Annotated in this window: 11 protein-coding genes and 2 pseudogenes; 7 read left to right on the top strand and 6 right to left on the bottom strand. The window is 68.9% G+C overall.

The annotated features are described in order from the left end of the window. Nucleotides 1-108: 108 nt before the first annotated feature. Together AMYNI_RS0133960 and AMYNI_RS0133955 are read left to right on the top strand one after the other, a co-directional pair. Nucleotides 109-1422 carry an O-antigen ligase family protein gene (locus tag AMYNI_RS0133960; RefSeq protein ID WP_020672566.1) on the top strand — a complete coding sequence of 438 codons (1314 nt, stop codon included), beginning with the start codon at nucleotides 109-111 and terminating at the stop codon, nucleotides 1420-1422. Continuing rightward, the gene (locus tag AMYNI_RS0133955) at nucleotides 1419-2564 is read left to right on the top strand and encodes a glycosyltransferase family 4 protein (protein WP_245574072.1); all 1146 of its coding nucleotides are present in this window, start codon (nucleotides 1419-1421) and stop codon (nucleotides 2562-2564) included. Before AMYNI_RS0133960 ends, AMYNI_RS0133955 begins: the two co-directional genes overlap by 4 nt. On the opposite strand, the gene AMYNI_RS0133950 is transcribed toward AMYNI_RS0133955, so the two are convergent. Both AMYNI_RS0133950 and AMYNI_RS47835 read right to left on the bottom strand, forming a co-directional pair. Beyond that, nucleotides 2542-4038, bottom strand: a complete 1497-nt coding sequence (locus AMYNI_RS0133950; protein WP_020672564.1) for a sugar transferase — start codon at nucleotides 4036-4038, stop codon at nucleotides 2542-2544. The genes AMYNI_RS0133955 and AMYNI_RS0133950 overlap by 23 nt on opposite strands. 788 nt (nucleotides 4039-4826) lie before the next feature. Continuing rightward, nucleotides 4827-6623 carry an eCIS core domain-containing protein gene (locus AMYNI_RS47835; protein ID WP_245574071.1) on the bottom strand — a complete coding sequence of 599 codons (1797 nt, stop codon included), beginning with the start codon at nucleotides 6621-6623 and terminating at the stop codon, nucleotides 4827-4829. A gap of 737 nt (nucleotides 6624-7360) precedes the next feature. On the opposite strand from AMYNI_RS47835, the gene AMYNI_RS49680 reads away from it, so the two are divergent. Beyond that, entirely contained in the window at nucleotides 7361-7621 is a 261-nt protein-coding gene (locus AMYNI_RS49680) for a beta-ketoacyl-[acyl-carrier-protein] synthase family protein (RefSeq protein WP_020672562.1), read from the top strand. Here AMYNI_RS49680 and AMYNI_RS48555 read toward each other — a convergent pair. Both AMYNI_RS48555 and AMYNI_RS0133930 read right to left on the bottom strand, forming a co-directional pair. Beyond that, nucleotides 7540-8055 (bottom strand): annotated as a pseudogene (locus tag AMYNI_RS48555) (transposase); the annotation flags it as partial. The gene AMYNI_RS49680 and the pseudogene AMYNI_RS48555 sit on opposite strands and share 82 nt — an antisense overlap. Nucleotides 8056-8198: 143 nt before the next feature. After that, nucleotides 8199-8579, bottom strand: a complete 381-nt coding sequence (locus AMYNI_RS0133930) for a hypothetical protein (RefSeq protein WP_157357553.1) — start codon at nucleotides 8577-8579, stop codon at nucleotides 8199-8201. Between the two features lie 188 nt (nucleotides 8580-8767). Between AMYNI_RS0133930 and AMYNI_RS50325 the strand changes: the two are divergent. After that, nucleotides 8768-8908 (top strand): annotated as a pseudogene (locus AMYNI_RS50325) (IclR family transcriptional regulator); the annotation flags it as partial. A gap of 334 nt (nucleotides 8909-9242) precedes the next feature. On the opposite strand, the gene AMYNI_RS50725 reads toward AMYNI_RS50325, so the two are convergent. After that, on the bottom strand, nucleotides 9243-10253 hold the full coding sequence (locus tag AMYNI_RS50725; RefSeq protein WP_342667788.1) for a FecCD family ABC transporter permease: 1011 nt from the start codon (nucleotides 10251-10253) through the stop codon (nucleotides 9243-9245). 709 nt (nucleotides 10254-10962) lie between these two features. On the opposite strand from AMYNI_RS50725, the gene AMYNI_RS0133915 reads away from it, so the two are divergent. Further along, nucleotides 10963-11862 carry a shikimate dehydrogenase gene (locus AMYNI_RS0133915; protein ID WP_020672559.1) on the top strand — a complete coding sequence of 300 codons (900 nt, stop codon included), beginning with the start codon at nucleotides 10963-10965 and terminating at the stop codon, nucleotides 11860-11862. On the opposite strand, the gene AMYNI_RS0133910 is transcribed toward AMYNI_RS0133915, so the two are convergent. Further along, nucleotides 11840-13684 (bottom strand): sugar phosphate isomerase/epimerase and 4-hydroxyphenylpyruvate domain-containing protein, encoded by a 1845-nt coding sequence (locus AMYNI_RS0133910; protein ID WP_020672558.1) that lies wholly within the window; start codon nucleotides 13682-13684, stop codon nucleotides 11840-11842. The two genes, AMYNI_RS0133915 and AMYNI_RS0133910, sit on opposite strands and share 23 nt — an antisense overlap. A 228-nt stretch (nucleotides 13685-13912) precedes the next feature. Between AMYNI_RS0133910 and AMYNI_RS0133905 the strand changes: the two genes are divergently transcribed. Together AMYNI_RS0133905 and AMYNI_RS0133900 are read left to right on the top strand one after the other, a co-directional pair. Further along, entirely contained in the window at nucleotides 13913-14497 is a 585-nt protein-coding gene (locus AMYNI_RS0133905; protein WP_051116602.1) for a TetR/AcrR family transcriptional regulator, read from the top strand. 104 nt (nucleotides 14498-14601) lie between these two features. Next, nucleotides 14602-15948 carry an MFS transporter gene (locus AMYNI_RS0133900; protein WP_245574069.1) on the top strand — a complete coding sequence of 449 codons (1347 nt, stop codon included), beginning with the start codon at nucleotides 14602-14604 and terminating at the stop codon, nucleotides 15946-15948. Nucleotides 15949-16666: the final 718 nt, after the last annotated feature.

The raw sequence follows: 16666 nt of genomic DNA, 5'->3' as shown, positions 1-16666 counted from the left end.
ATATCAACTTGTCGGATGTTCGTTACACCGTTCGTAGCATCCGGCTAATCCATCCGCCGCCGCCAACCGGGTGAGCGTGCGGGTGAAACCAGTCCAGCGAAGGGTCCGATGAGCCAGCAAGCGGCCGACCCGACCGGCGGTGCGGCTCCGTCCGACCATCCGGTCCGCCGCCGCGCCGTCCGGCAGTGGTGGCCGGTGCTGTGCGTGCTCGCACTGGTCGTGGCCAGCGAGTACAAGTTCCGGCTGCGGGCCAACGACCAGGCGGTGGCCGGCAACGCGGACCCGTTCGTGCTGCTCGAGATCGGCATCTACCTGCTGGTCGCCGCCTTCCTCTTCCTCCGGTTCCGGCCGTCGACCCGGATCCGCCGGGCCGAACCCATCACCTACCTGCTCTACGCCTACGTGCTCGTGCTGGTTGGCTCGGCGCTCTACTCGCCGTATCTCGATTTGGCCGCGGTACGCGCCGGGCAGGTCGTGGTGATCCTCGCGCTGGCCAGGTCGATCGCCAGGCACGCCGACGCCGACGCACCACATCGGATCGCGCACGGGTTCGCCGCACTGGCCGCGTTGTCCGTGGTGTTCGGGGTGCTGGTGCCCTTCCCCCGGCTGCGCACCCAGCCCGACCGGTTCACCTGGCTCTACATCCACCCGGTGCAGGCCGGCGAGATACTGGCCATCGCGGTGGTGCTGCTCACCGGTTACACGCTGACCTACGGGCTGCGCCGCGGCGGCCCGCACTGGCCGATTCCGGTGTACGTGCTGCTGCTGTTGATCTGCCTCGCCGGGCTGGTCGCCACCAAGACCAGGGGCGCCGTGGTCGGCGCGGTGGCAGGCATCCTGGTGCTGCTCTGGACGCGCTGGCGCGGCAGCCGCAAGGTGGAGCTGTGCGTGGTGGCGGCCGCGGTGCTCACCGTGGTGGCGCTGACCAGCTCCGACGCCATCGAGTCCTTCTTCGCCCGCGGAGAGAGCGCCGAAGCGCTGTCCACCCTGAGCTTCCGGACCACGCTGTGGGGCTACGCGCTGGAACTGGCCGGGCAGCATCCGCTCTACGGGTTCGGGCTCACCGCGACCCGCGGCGTCTTCCTGGAGTCCACCGGCCTCGGCGGCGGGCACAACGCGGTGATCAACCTGCTGGTGGACACCGGGCTGGTCGGCGTGCTGACCTGGCTGGCGTTGATCGGCACGGTCGGCTACACCGCGGTGAAGCTGTCCAGGGTCCGGCCCGAGGTGCTCGTCACCCGGATCCTGGTGCTGGGCCTGCTCGCCGGCATGTTCACGAACTCGATGTTCACCCAGGGCCTCGGCGCCCCGGCCACGGTGTCCTGCACCTGGCTGTTCGTACTCGCCGCCTGGACGGTCACGACCCGGCGCCGGCAGGACGAGCAAACCGTTGCGGGCCTTGAAGAAAGAGAACCGCGTTGAGCCCATTGGCGCTGATGGCGCATCCCTCGTCCGGGCTCTACGGGGCGGACCGGGTGTTCGCCGAGTCCGTCGCCGCGCTGACCGGTGCGGGCTGGCGGGTGGTCGCCACGCTGCCCCAGGACGGGCCGCTCACCGGGCTGCTGACCGAGCACGGCGCGCGGGTGGTGCTCTGCCCGACCCCGGTGCTGCGCAAGGCCGCGCTGCGCCCGGCCGGGTTCGCCAGGCTGCTGGCCGACGCCGTCCGCTCGGTACCGCCGATGCTGCGGCTGCTACGCACCGAGCGGCCGTCCGTGGTGTACGTGAACACGGTGACCATGCCGGCCTGGCTGTTGCTGGCCCGGCTGACCCGCCGGCGCGTACTGGCCCATGTGCACGAGGCGGAGGACGCGGTACCGGCTCCGGTCCGGATCGGCCTGGCCGCTCCCCTGCTGGCCGCCGATTCCGTGGTGGTGAACAGCGAAGCGACCGGCGCGGTACTCGCCGGCACGCTGCCGAGGCTCTCCGGCCGCACCCGGCTGGTGTACAACGGCGTGCCGGGGCCCGGTTCGCCACCACGGCGGCGCGCCTCGGCCGGCGACCCGATCCGCCTGGTGCTGGTCGGCCGGGTCTCCCCGCGCAAGGGCACCGACACCGCGGTGGAGGCGGTGCTGGCGCTCAACCGCGCCGGGCGCAAGGCCGTGCTGGACGTGGTCGGCTCGGTGTTCCCCGGTTACGAGTGGTTCGAAGACGAGCTCCGCGCCAGGATCTCCGCGGCCGGCCTCGCCGGGTCGGTGCGGCTCAACGGCTTCCGCACCGACGTCTGGGACGCCTACCACGACGCGGACATCGCCGTCGTACCGTCCAGAGTGGAGCCCTTCGGCAACACGTCGGTGGAGGCGCAGTTGGCCGGAGTGCCGGTGGTGGTCACCGACGCGCAGGGACTGCCCGAGACGGTCCAAAATGGACAGTGTGGCTCGGTGGTCCCCGCGGACGACCCGGCGGCACTGGCCGAGGCGATCACCGCGCTGGTGGACGACTGGCCCGCCGCGATCGAGCGCGCACGGGCCGCGAAGGAACGGGCCGAGCGGGACTTCGCGCCGGAGCGCTACCGCGGCGAGATCGTCGCGATGATGACCGAGCTCAGTAAGCGCCCTGGCCGCTGACCACGGCGCGCACCGTCTTCCACATGATCACCAGGTCCATCGCCAGTGACCAGTTCTCCACGTACCGCAGGTCCAGCCGGACGCTCTCCGCCCAGGTGAGGTCGCTGCGGCCGCTGACCTGCCACAGGCCGGTCAGCCCCGGCTTCACCAGCAGTTTGCGGCGCGCGTCGCGTTCGTAGGTCTCGGTTTCCTCCGGCAGCGGCGGCCGCGGCCCGACCAGCGACATCCGGCCACCGAGCACGTTGAACAGCTGCGGGAGCTCGTCCATCGAGTAGCGGCGCAGGATCGAGCCGACCTTGGTGATCCGGGGATCCTTGCGCAGCTTGAACAACGGGCCCGAACCGTCGTTGTCGGCCAGCAGGCCGGAGCGCACGGATTCGGCGTCGGTGACCATGGTGCGGAACTTGAGCATGGTGAAGATGGCACCGTCGCGGCCGACCCGGCGCTGCCGGTAGATGACCGGGCCGCGGTCACCGAACTTGACGGCGAGCGCGATCACCAGCAGCAACGGGGAGAGCAAGGTGAGCAGCAGCGCGGAAAGCACCCGGTCGACCACCTCTTTGACCAGGCGCCTGCCGCCGGTGAAGGCGGGAGCGGCCACCCGCAACAGCGGCATGCCGAACACCCCGGAGACGTTCAGCCGCGGCCCGGCGACCTCCATCAGCACCGGCGCCACCACCATCTCGGCCGAGGTGCCCTCCAGGTCCCAGGCCAGCTGCTGGAGCCGGCGGGGAGTCCAGTACTGGTCCGCGGTGACCGCGACCACGCGATAACCGCCGCGCCGCACCTGGTCGGCGAGATCGTCGAGGCGGCCGACCACCGGCACCCCGTCGACCTCTCCCTTGCGCCCGGAGCCGGTGCACACCGCCTCCACCCGCCAGCCGACGTGGGACTCCAGCCTGGTGCGGGCGATCAGGTCGGCCACGGTGTCCGGACTGCCCGCGGCCAGCACCGGCAGCAGGCACTTGCCGTGGCGGCGGGCCCGGTGCAGGACCTGGCGCATCAGGTAGCGCTGCGGGAAGGCGAGTGCCGCGACGGCCGGCACCACCACGAAGACCCACGGCTGCACGGCGAGTTCGCCGACCAGCAGGCCGACCAGTCCGATCAGTACCGCCGCGGCGGCGAACCCGCGGCCGAGCCGGCGGTACTCCTCGGCGCCTTCGCCGAGCACGTTCTGACTCCAGGCCCGGCTGCCCGGCAGCGCGCAGAGCACCGCGACGGCGGTGCCGATGGCGAGCAGGTGCCCGTCGCCGGGACGGTCGATCACCAGGCCGGCCACCACGATGGCGAGCACGGTGGCGGTCAGGTCACCGGCGATGACCCAGCCGCGGTACCGGCCTTCCCAAGCGTCCGAGTGCGTACGCCGTTCGGGTTCCGATACCGGCACGCGGTGCTGCTTCGGTGGCGCGATGCTGAGGTCGAGGTGTGGAAGCGCGCGGGTCGCAGGTGTCGGTGGCCGCACCGAGTCTTCCATCTGACCTCCCGATAGTTTCCCTGAGTAACCGGTCGAGCTATACGCTGAGTAGTCAGCCTCGCAGTACTCGCCGTGGTATCGGCCACCCATCCGGCGTTGTTACAAGACTTTCCAGCACTGGCAGCTACACGAGGCACACTAAATCAGCACGAGGCGATAACAGAAGAGTGACAAAGGGTGATTGTCGGCTTCAGCCATACAATTACTCCAAGTAGCCAGTAAATGAGCGACGTCGCCCGCTCGACCATCCCCGCTACTCCATCCAGCCCAACCACGGACCGCAACCCCCTACCCGGTCCACAGTGGACCCCAGCAGGGACGCTCGTCCACAGTGGACCGCCTTGACCCGGCTCGACCGCTGTTCAACGAGACACCGCCGGACAGGGAAACCCCGGGGTGACGTTCCCCACAGATCCGTCACCACGGATACCGGCCGGATTCCGCGACCACTCCGATTGGTTAACCCCAATGGCCGCCGGTACCGCCATCCGTGCCGTTCGCTGTGACCTCGGTTTCAAACCAACCGGCACCGGCCGCCGAGCAGTGGCCAACTCAATGTGAACCAAGGTCAGCGCGGATCTCCGGACATCCACCGGGGGACGGGGAAGGCAGATCTCCACCACCACGGCCACAACCTCGAGCGTCGTTTGGTGCGGCCAGTTCGTCGGCCACCTCGACCGCCGCTCCAGCCCCATCCACTCCCCAGCGCGGTAACAGCCCGTATGCGTGTCGGCCTTCCGCGAGATCCCGTAGCGCCCGCAGACCGCGGAAGCCTTGCGGGCCGAGAGTCAGGTGGTCGGCTTCTGCAGGTTCTTCATCTGCTCCACTGACAACCGGGGGTTCGACTCGGCGTTGGAGTTGACGGCGTGCACCATGGAGCGTTGTTCGACGACCATGAAGTACTTGTTGCCGGAGACGTTGATCGGCCTGCGGTTGCTGGGCCGGGGGTGAAAATGGGTGACGTCGGCGACCTGCCTGGCGTTGCCGAAGACGGCCGATGTGCGGTCCTCGTCATTGGCCTCCCCCAGCAGTTGCTGATCGGCCAATAGCCTGGCGACGAGCACGTCGACCATGTACTGGTAGATGGCGTCGGATTCCACGGTCACCTTCGCGTACGGCTTGTTGAACGCCTTGAACGTGTCCAGCACTGCGGCGGCGATGGGCTTCGCTTTGTTGTCGGCCAGCCAGGCGAGCAGCAGCTTCGCCTCGTCGTCGGTGATAAGCCCCATCGCCACGTCCTGCGGGCTGAGCTTCAACAGCACGTGGAAGGCGTGCTTGTCGTCGTGGCCGATCACGTTCCGGTCGAACTGGTGGTTGGCGTACATCGCCTCCTGGTACAGCAGGTGGGTGAGCATCGGGCCCAGGTTGATGCCGGGCGCCAGCTGACCCAGGTTCTGGTAGTTCGCGTTCCAGTGCGCGGCGATCTTCGTGACCAGGGCGGCTGCCTGCGTCCTGGCCGCGTCATGCACCCTGCGCTGCGAGTTCGACTCGAAGAACGCCCCGAAATCCTGTTCCGGCCTGTTGTTCGTCCGCCCGACCTTGGAGTACGGGGTCGAGACATTGGTCTGGGTGCCGATCCTCGGCGTGGGCGTCGCCTTCTTGCGCCACTGCTGGTGCGGGCCCGGCACCAGCCGGTACCGCTGCTCGCTAGTTTGCAGCGACTTGTTGTAGACGGTGACGAGCTGCGCCATGGTGCCCGCACGGCGGATGGCGGTCTTGAGCTTGTTCCTGGCACTGATGAGCGCGGGACTTTTGTACTCGTCCGGCGCGAGGGGCCCGTAGACGAGCTCCATCCCGGGGTCACCGGGTTCCATGCCCTCGACAACCAGCTTCATCACCGGCGGGCCGACCTCCGTGGTGACGGGCGTGCGGGCGAGTTCCTCACCGTTGGCCATCCCTTCCTCGAGCTGGAGCACCGCGTTGCGCATCTCCATCTCCAGCCCGACCACCATGGGCCTGCTGATGTTCCGCGGCTGCTGCCGAGTGCCCGCGGCCATCCCCTGGTAGTCGTTCATGTACTGGGTCACCGACTCCGGCGTCACATCCCGCACGAGCTGTTCCAGCCTTGCCTGGGAGCCCGACGCGGAGTCGGCGACGACCGCGGCCGGGTCCTCCCGCCCGCGTCGGATCTCGACGAAGGTGATGAAGTCCACGTCGTTCGCCAGCGCGCCGACCTGCTGCTGGAACTGGGCCAGCGGCATCCGCTGCACGGGTTGGTGCGCGTGCCCGGTGTGCCGATCGCCGACATCGTGGTGCACCTCGGGCGCACCGCCCGTCATCACGCGCCGCGCATTGGCCTCCGCCGCACGCTCGTAGGCGTCACCGGGATCGGACATCGCGAACCCGTCGTCTGTCGGCGTGCCCGCGACCGGGCCGCTGCGCTGCTGGATGACGTGGGTCAGCTCGTGGGCAAGGGTGTGCCGGTCACCGCCGCCGGGACCGATGACCACGTGCTCGCCCGCGGTGTAGGCACGCGCGCCGAGTTCGGTCGCCGAATGCCCCGCGGCGGTATCGGTGTGCAGCCGGACATCGGCGAAGTCCGCCCCGAGCCTGGCCTCCATCTCGCTTCGGGTCGGACCATCCAACGGGTGTCCCGGAGAGCGGAGCACGTCGTGCACCGCTGATCGTTGGACGGGGCGCTGATCGGCATCGGCGGGAGCGTGCTGGCCGCGCCGGCCGGCCGCAAACCCAGCCAACGCGGCGTTGCCGATGCTGCGTTGCAGCGCCAGCAACATGTCCGGTGACAGGTGCTCCGGATACGGAGCCGCCAACCCCGCCGCGCGGGTGTTACCCGCCGACCCGGCACGGTGCTGGCGACTCCCATCCGCGGGCTGCTGTCGCTCCGGCTGATCCTGTATATGCACGATGGTCTCCGTTCCACGCAGGACCGCATGCGTAACAACACCTGCTTACTCGCGCTCCGGCATCACAGAAAAGGTTCCGAAGGGCAATCCTCGGGCACCATGATCGCCCTCGCATGCTCGACGGGGAGGCCCGGTCTCGTCCGCTCGCACCGCATCGAGCGTGCACCTCTGATGAACGGATGTTCGACGTACCGAGAAAGTCGAGCCGACTAGCTGCCCTGCCCCTGGTTGCGGCACCCATCCGCCGAGGGAACTGGGCGAGACCAGCCTGTTCCACGACGACCACGGCCTGGCCTCGATCACGCTGATCGAGATACAGGCGGCCGTGGAGGCGGAGTACGGGGTCGTGGTCGAAGACGAGATGGCGGCTCGCATGGTCAGCCTGGCCGCGGTCCGCGAGGTGCTGGCCGAAGCCCTGAGCGCGGCCGGTGCCGGCCGGACATGACCGGCGAGCCGGGATGACGCCACAGGTCGTGGTGACCGGTGCGGGGGTGGTGTGCAGTGTCGCGCAAGGACTGGCCGGGTTCGCCCACACCTTCGGGTGCGAGGTGACCGGGTTCGAACCGGGCGAGCGGCTGCGGGTCCTGGACCCGGCGGACTGGGGCAGGGCGGCCCAGTCCGCCGCGGTGAACGGCCGCATGGCCGCGCGGGACGCCGGGTTCTCCACGCGGGAACTGCGGGCACGGCGCGGGCTCGTCTGCGTCGGCACAGCCACGTAGATCCCGTCGAGTGGGCGGTTTACCCACTCGTGCATCTCCGCAACGACCTTGTCGACGATCCGCGAAATCGTCTCCTTCGACACCACGGCACCATAAATCTCAGCGAAACGCGCCGAAATCTCTCCGGTCGTCATGCCCTTCGCATACAACGACGGGACAATCTCATCCACCTCGGTGAGCCGCCGCTGCCGCTTCTTCACGATCTGCGGCTCGACCGTGCTCTCCCGATCCCGTGGCACGTTGACTTCGACTTCGCCAGCCGCGTTATGCTCAATCATTTCCTCGTTCAACGCCGCTTCCAACACATTCTTGGTGAACAACTTCAGCAAGCCGTCCGGGCCGGTCAACGCCAGCCCCCGCGCCTTCGCCTCGACCACCGTCGCCGCCGCAGCCACCACGACGACACACACCGTTGACAAGCGGCGAAACCGCACTGTGGCTGCGCTGGGCGTGCCCAGCGCAGCCACAGACCGGCCAAAAGGCTGGCTACCTGTCAATGCGGGGAGCCGATCTGTCCGCCAGCGGAGCTTTTCATGTCAGCCGGCAGCTGCCTTTTTTATCTGACATGGGTTCGCTGCTAGCCGACGTAGTGGACGCAGACGTTGAGCGGCAGGCCCCATCCGGTGTGCACCCGGGCCAGGACAGCGTTGTCCACCACCGCGACGCTTTCGGTGTAGACGTGTGCATCGCCGATGAATTCCCCGCCACCGCTGGGCAGGTTGGCTTCGGCCGCGGACGTGACGACCGCCTGCCCGGCGACGACCGGTGCCCCGTACCAGTTGAACAGCGCACCGTCGGTCACCCCGCCCCGGCACTGCGTCTGGGCAAACGTCGCTGCGGTGCTCGTCTGGGCCGGCGCTCCGCTGCTGTCCGCCGACGCGATCGCCGGTCCGGCTACGGCGGCTGCCAGCAGCAACGTCGCCGGCAGTGCCCACCTGACGCGAGAATCCTTGCGCATGATCATTTCTTTCCCTTCCCTGTGTGGCATTCCCGCACGGGCGCGCGGAATGCGGCAGCGAGGAGAATCGTCTTGTCGGCGGCACATCGGGTAGGGGTTGTCTCGATGAGCGAGACGCGCGGGGTATCTGGTTGAGCAGGCACGCCTCTCTACAGTGAGCGGGGCTGTTCTGCCCGAGGAGGGGTCTGATGGAACGCCAGAAAGAACCGGCTGCCGCACAGCCGACGGTGGGGCGCGGTGTGCTCGAGGGCGCGTTCCTGGTTTTGGAGGAACTCGCGCGGCTGGGTGAGGCCGGTCCTGCGCAGGTGGGGGCCGGCGCCGGGCTGCACAAGGCGACCGCGCACCGATTGCTGGACCAACTCGTCGGGCTGGGGGCGGTCCAGCGCCGGGCAGGCCGGTACCGGATGGGGCTCGCCGGACCGTCTTGCCGCAGTCGCGGGCCTGGCGCCGACGGCGCGAGATTCGGGTCAGGTCAGTGGAAACCTGCGACGTCCGAAGCGATGCGGAAACGGGCAGAGGGGAAGCGGCATAAGCAGGCGATGCTGGCCCCGGCACGACGGCGGGTGAATGTGTTGTGGGCTATGGTGCGCGATGGGCAGGTGTACGAGCCGCTGCCGGGCGTGGGTCGTGACCGATTTACGGTCGCGCTCTTCTTCGGGCTGCTTAAGCGCGACACCAGCCAGCGGCATCACCAGGGTAGGTTCTCGAATTCTGCCGATACACGACTTTGCGCTCCGCGTTCACGGTGAGGGTGAGTTCGCAGTAGCCCCAGTTCTGGATTTTCCAGAGATGCCCGGGCATGAGCGTGTCTGCCGAACGCACGGCGCCGGTGGAGTAGTCGATACGGCTTGTCTTGTCGGTAATCAGGTACGAACCGTCAGGCACGGTCCGGACCCATCCGATCGGCCTGAACTTTCTTCTGAATTTCTTGATGTCGCGCTCTAGCGTCTCCCGTACTTCGGAGCACCGTCGCCGCCAGCAGCGCGCACACCAGCGCGGATCGGGTTTCCCAGCGGACCGACCACCGGTCCGCCGGCGAGCGCAGCACGTGGCTGCCACCCGCTTTCGTCGCAGGAGTGCCAGGAACACGGGCACGCCGAGGAAGGCGGTGACGATGCCGACCTCGAGTTCACCGGGCCGGGCGATCACCCTGCCCACCACGTCCGCGCTGATCAGCAGGATCGGTGCCAGCAGTAAGGAATAGCTCAGAACCCAGCGCTGGTCGGGTCCGACGATCATGCGGGCGACGTGCGGCACCGTGAGACCGACGCACCAGATCGGGCCCGCCGCGGTGAGCACGCGGACCTGGCCGGTCCGCACGCCCAGCGCCCGGCCGGTGGTCTTCCCCAGTGCCATGGCGTTCCGCCCGGCCAGCGAGCCGACGGCCCAGAAGCGGAACTGGTCGAAGCCCTGCTGGTCGATGAACAGCAATCGCGGTGGTGACCGCGCCCAGCACGGCGGTGACGGCCACGCCGGCGAGCACGTGCCGGTCCGCTGAACCCGGCCTGCCCCGAAGCCGATCACGTACACCACCACCGACGCGGCCGCGGCCCCGAGGATGCCGAACCAGACGTAGCCGGACGGGCTGCCGAGACCGAGGGTGATGGCGAGGACCACCACCGAGGCACCGTTGTTGACCCCGAGCAGGCCCGGGTCGGCCAGCGGGTTGCGCAGCAGCGCCTGCGATGCCCGCCGCCGGAACGTTACGGCCGTCAGAACACACGACGGCCGCCAGCGCTCACCCAGTTCACCGCCGCCCTCGCCGCGGCCGACTCACCCGACGCTCCTTTGTGGACACCAGCCACCAGAGACACCCTGGCACCCGCCTAGCCGCGCGCCGCGGGGTTGCCGGCGACCCCCGTGGAGCGCGGGACCCTCAGGCCAGCCCCGTGCGTAGACGGCCTCTCCAAGTGTGCGGGTCGGCGAAGCCGAACCGTCTTCGGCATGTCCCGGCGGCGGTGAGCGGCCATGCCGGGAGTGGCCACCGCGGGCAGCGGTGCCGTGCCGACTGCCCGCGGCCCAGCAGGATCGCTCGGCGCACCAGGACGCCATCCAGGAATTCGTCGATATCGGTTTCACCGGTATGCAGTTGCGCGTGCACGATCAAAGGGGCGAGTGCAAAGACTCAGCCGAGACTGCCCTGAGGTCGTCTCCTGCACCTACCTGTTCGTCGGTCAGATCCCCCGGCGACAGGGCGCTGTAGATGACCTTCTGCGTGCTGTCGCCGAACGTGACCCGGTCAGGCACCGGCGCACTGACTTTCCACCCACCCACAAGGCTTCTAAGTTCGCCCCTTGGCTGCCGGTGCCGGAAAGGCCGCTCGTCGTCCTGCTAGCATAAGTAACTATCTAGTACGTTCATAACCGTCGGATGGGGCGCGGCCGTGACAGCACCGCAGGACGAGGACCGGTACCTGGTCGGACTGGTCGGCTCGGGGATCGGCACGTCGCTGAGCCCGGCCCTGCACGAGCGCGAGGCCGACGAGCTGGGGCTGCGCTGCCTCTACCGCACGCTCGACCTCGCCGTGCTCGGCCTGCCTGCCGCCGCGGTCGGTGATCTGGTGGCCGCCGCCGGGCTGGCAGGCTACAACGGGCTCAACATCACGCATCCGTGCAAGCAGGTCGTCCTGAGCCACCTCGACGACCTCTCCCCCGAAGCCGCCGCACTCCAGGCTGCCAACACGGTGGTCTTCAGCGACGGCAAGGCGACCGGGCACAACACGGACCTCTCCGGCTTCGCCCGCAATGTCGCGCTGGGCCTGCCCGGTGCCCCGCTCGACAGGGTGGTCCTCCTCGGCGCCGGCGGGGCCGGGGCGGCGGCCGCACACGCCCTGCTGACCATGGGTGCCGGAACCGTCCACGTCTTCGACACAGATCACGGCCGCGGCGACACACTCACCGCAGCACTGCACGATCGCTTCGGTCCGGACCGGGCCGTGACCGGGCGCATGGACAACGGCCACACCGCCCTGTCCCGCGCGCTCCGCGCCGCGGACGGCCTGGTGCACGCCACGCCCACCGGGATGGCCGCCTATCCGGGCCTGCCGCTGCCGGCGGACCTGGTCCTGCCGCACCTCTGGGTGGCCGACGTGGTGTACCGGCCGCTGAACACCGAACTCGTGGTGACCGCGCGGGCCAGGGGCTGCCGGGTGCTGGACGGTGGCGGCATGGTGGTCTTCCAGGCCGCCGACGCGTTCCGGTTGTTCACCGGGCACGAGCCGGACACCGGCCGGATGTTGCGCCATTTCGACGCACTGGTGCTCACTCCGGGCGAGGTGCGGTAGTCCGGTCCACCAGCCGGGCCTGCCGGTGGGCGGCCATCCGCACCGGTGAGTTGGCGACGCCATAACCGGCGTAGCCGCCGACGCGCTGAACCACTTCGAAGAACACGCGGGATCCCAGCATGTGCGTGTAGAAGTGGAGATATTCGCCGTGCTCGTCGCGGTCGTAGAGCACCGAGTGCTCGCGCAGTCCGGCGAGCCGCTCGGGCGGCAGCGCGAAACGCGCGTCCAGATCGTCGTAGTAGTTGGCGGGAATGCCGAGCAGGGGCGCACCGAGCGCGCTCATCGCCTTGGCGCTGGCGACGGCATCGTCGGAGGTGAAGGCGATGTGCTGGGGGTCGGGCACGGCCGGCGCCCAGCCGCCGCGGCGCAGCGCCACCACGTTGAGGGCGATCCGGACCCGCCGGTCGAGGTCGGTCGCGGAACGGCTGCGGATCAGGCCGAAGGGCGCGGCGAACTCGGTCTCCGGTTCCGGCTCGAGGCCGAGCGCCGCCCGGTAGAACAGCGCGATCTGGTCGAAGTCGTCGAATGGCTCGGTCATGCTGATGTGGTCGATTCCGGTGATACCGCAAGGGTTCTCCGGCACGGCCGCGGACGTGAACTCGGCCATCCGGTCGCCGTCCTGCCGGCAGAAGACGATGGCGACCCCGTCCGGCGCGGCCACCACCGGCTCTTCATCGTCCCTATCGGACAGCACCGGGGCGAGCAGCCGCTTGGCGCGCCGCGCCGCGACCGGCGGGTCGGGGGTCGCCACCCCCAGCGCGCCGATCCGCACCGAATCGGCCGCACCGGCGGCCCGCACCACGATCCTGGCGTCACCCTGCTGCCACCGCTGAACCTGCCCGGAGTCCGTCTGTCCGTTGTGGACAAACCCCATACCGGCGAGCATTCCGGCCGCCTCGGGGGTGCCGTCGAGTTCGGCGAACGCGTACCCGGCGGGAAGTGGCGCGGCAGGCAGGTCGGCGACACGCATCCGGTCACGGGTCTTCGACGACCCCTTGGCCGCGGTGTCCTCCCGGAGGAGCAGCAGCGAGCGCATGGCGTCGATCGCGGTCCCCGCCGGGTCGGACTGCCGGAAGACGTCGTTGAACACCTCCAGTGACAGCGGGCCGCGGTATCCGGTGGCCGCCACCGCGCCGAGGAACCCGGGCAGGTCGAAGGCGCCCTGCCCGGGGAACAGCCGGTGGTGCCTGCTCCACTGCAGCACGTCCATCCGCAGCCGGGGAGCGTCCGCGAGCTGGAGGAAGAAGATCTTCTCGCCGGGGATCACCCGGATCCCGGCGATCTGGTCGGTGCGCGAGAGCACGTGGAAGCTGTCCAGGCACAGGCCCAGCGCGGGATGGTCAGCCAGCCGGACGATCCGCCAGGAATGCTCGAACGTGTTGACGAAGCGTCCCCACGCCAACGCTTCGTACGCGATCCGGATACCCCGTTCGGCCGCCCGCGACGCCAGCGTGTGCAGCTGCTCGGCGGCGAGATCGTCGTCGTCCACCGCGTCCGGTGACACCGAGGAGCACACCAGCACGGTGTCGGTGCCGAGTTGCTCCAGCACGTCGAACTTGCGCTCGGCCCGCCGCAGGTTCGCCGCGAACTCCTCCGGCGGCACCGCCTCGAAGTCGCGGAACGGCTGGTACAGGTCGATCGAAAGGCCGAGGTCGGCGCACCGCGCCCGGATCTCCCGAGGCCGCCGCGGTGAGACGACCAGATCGTTCTCGAAGATCTCCACACCGTCGAAGCCGGCGCGCGCCGCGGCGGCCAGCTTGTCGTCGAGCGTGCCGGACAAGCACACCGTCGCGATGTCCAGGCGGAGCTCCGGATCGTTCATCGTCGCCTCCACACAGCCTGCGAACGTAATGAACGTACCAGATAGTTACTTAGATCGGCACGACAGAGCCCCAGGCCACGGCCCCGACTACAGTGACGGCACACGTCCCCCGTCACGAGAGGCGAATCGTTGGCCGCACAGGTTCCCGGTGCCACCCCAGCACGGACTCCGGTCGCGGGGGCCGCGCCGGATGGCCGAGGCCGCGATCCCGACCGCACCCGCGCCGACATCCTCGACGTCGCCACCGCCGAGTTCGCCGACAAGGGCTACGCGGGCGCCAGGGTTGACGAGATCGCCGCCAAGACGAGCACCACCAAGCGGATGCTCTACTACTACTTCGGCAACAAGGAACAGCTCTACATCGCCGTACTGGAACGCGCCTACACTGGCATCCGGACCATCGAGCAGGAACTCGACGTCGAGCGTCTCGACCCCGCGGACGCGATCCGACAGCTGGCCGGACTGACCTTCGACCACCACGAGTCGCACCCGGACTTCGTGCGGCTGGTCAGCATCGAGAACATCCACCACGCCGAGCACATCGCCCGCTCCTCCGTGCTGTCCGGCCTGGCCAACCCCGCACTGGACGTACTGGCAAGAATCCTGGCCCGCGGCCGCGCGGCCGGCGTCTTCCGCGACGACGTCGATCCGCTCGACGTGCACATGGTGATCAGTGCCTTCTGCGTGTTCCGCACGGCCAACCGACACACCTTCAACGCGATCTTCAAGCGGGACATGCTCGACCCCGCGCTGCGCGCCCACTACCGCACCATGCTCGGCGATCTCGTGCTGGCCCAGCTGACCGCCCGCTGAGTACACCCTTGACAAGTGAACCGGACCACAGCAGGCTCTCTAATTAACTATCTAGTTCGTACCTTCGACTGTTCGGCACCGTCGCCCGGCAGAGGAGCGCCACTGTGACCCCAAACCCGGTGAGCACGCATCCGGCTGGCAAGCCCCGGCAGGCCGCGATCGCCGCCTGGATCGGCAGCGCCCTGGAGTACTACGACTTCTTCATCTACGGCACCGCCGCGGCGCTGGTGTTCAACAAGGTCTTCTTCCCCGCGTCCGATCCGGCCACCGGCACGTTGCTAGCCGTGGCCACCTTCGGCGTCGGCTATGTGGCCCGGCCGATAGGCGCGTTCCTGCTCGGCCACGTCGGCGACCGCTCGGGCCGCAAAAAAGTGCTGGTCTTCACGCTGCTGCTGATGGGCGCGGCAACGTTCGCCGTTGGCTGCCTACCCACGTACCACCAAGCCGGCGTCCTCGCGCCCATTCTGCTGGTGGTGTTGCGCCTGCTCCAGGGCCTGTCCGCGGCCGGCGAGCAAGCGGGCGCGAATGCGATGACCCTCGAACACGCCCCGCCGCACCGTCGCGCGTACTACACGAGCTTCACGCTCAGCGGCACCCAGGCCGGCCAGATCCTGGCCACCGCGGTGTTCCTGCCGGTGGCCGCGCTTCCCGAGCAGGCACTGCTCTCCTGGGGCTGGCGGGTTCCGTTCTGGGCCAGCTTCCTCGTCGTCGTGATCGGCTACGTCATCCGGCGCAGGCTCGAGGAAACACCGGTGTTTGAACGCCAAGTCGCCACCGGCGGCACGGCCCGCTTCCCGGTCGCCGTGCTGTTCCGCGAGCACTGGCGCGACGTCCTACGCGTCGTGCTGGCCTCCACCATCGCCTCGGTGAGCACCATCTTCAGCGTCTACGCGCTGAGCTACGCGGTGAACACGGTCGAACTCGACCGGTCGGCCATGCTGTGGGTCGGCGTGCTCGCCAACGCCGCCGCACTGGTCGCACTCCCCCTTTTCGCCGCACTCGCCGACCGGGTCGGGCGCAAACCCGTCTTCGTCGCCGGCTCGGCCGGATGCGCCGCGCTGATGTTCGGCTATCTCGCCGCCATATCGGCGGGCAGCTACCCGCTGATCTTCCTCGTCGGCATCGCCCTCTTCGGCGTCGTCTACAGCGCCACCAACGGCATCTGGCCCGCGTACTACGGCGAGATGTTCACCGCCGAAGTCCGGCTGTCCGGGATGGCGATCGGCACGCAGATCGGCTTCGCCATCGCGGGCTTCGCGCCCACCATCGCCGCCGCCATCGCCGGCACCGGCGCGGGCGGCTGGATCGGCGTCGGCGTGTTCACCGCGGCACTCTGCGCCGTCAACATCGCCGCCGTCGGCAGCGGCCGCGAAACCTACCGAGTACCCACCGAACACCTCGGCATGCGCGGCAACCGAGCCCCGGACCCCACCACCCAGCAAGCCCCCTGACCGTCAGGGCCGCCCCGTCGTGACGTCTCGCAGGGTCGCCGTCCTGCACCACCTCCCGACGACAACACATCGCCGCGCTACTCGCCGGCTACACCGCCGCGCTGGCACCGCACCCGGAAGCCACCTCGCCATCACCCATCTGACCCGCGATCACCTGCAGCACGACCTCCACCGGCAGATCCACGAACTCACCAGCACCTCCCACAGCACCCCCACGTTATCGAGACAGTCCCGTCCGAGCTGTTGTTCTCGAGTGCGAGGACGACATGCTCACCCCCCGCGGTTCACGGGCACGCGGGCGCGCCGACATCGACCTGTGAACTCCTGAAACCCAGTCTCAAATGGACGGTAATCACCACGAAGTCCCGCGACGACAACACTGACAACACAAGTAAGCCCAGTGTTCGAAACGGATCCGCTGGCTTCGCAGGTCAGCAGCGACCGCAGGCGATAACCTGCCGCCCCAACTGATGGCTCATCGAGCAGTACATCGGCTTCGCCGAGCGCGCGACCGGTGACACCCTCCGCACTTTTGCATGCCGCAGAAAAAGCCGACAATGGCCTGTTGCCCCTTTCAGATTATTGCTGACGCTTACTGGTTTGCTCGACCACGCCCCACGGGAAGGCCTTGTGCTGAACCAGCCCTGCCGGAACCGGCTCTGGTACCGGCGGGACCCACTCGCTTACCTTGAGGACCTTCGCCGCCGCGACGGTACTG

It is taken from the genome of Amycolatopsis nigrescens CSC17Ta-90 (genome assembly GCF_000384315.1).
Lineage (GTDB): Bacteria > Actinomycetota > Actinomycetes > Mycobacteriales > Pseudonocardiaceae > Amycolatopsis > Amycolatopsis nigrescens.
This window is presented reverse-complemented; position numbering and strand designations above follow the sequence as displayed.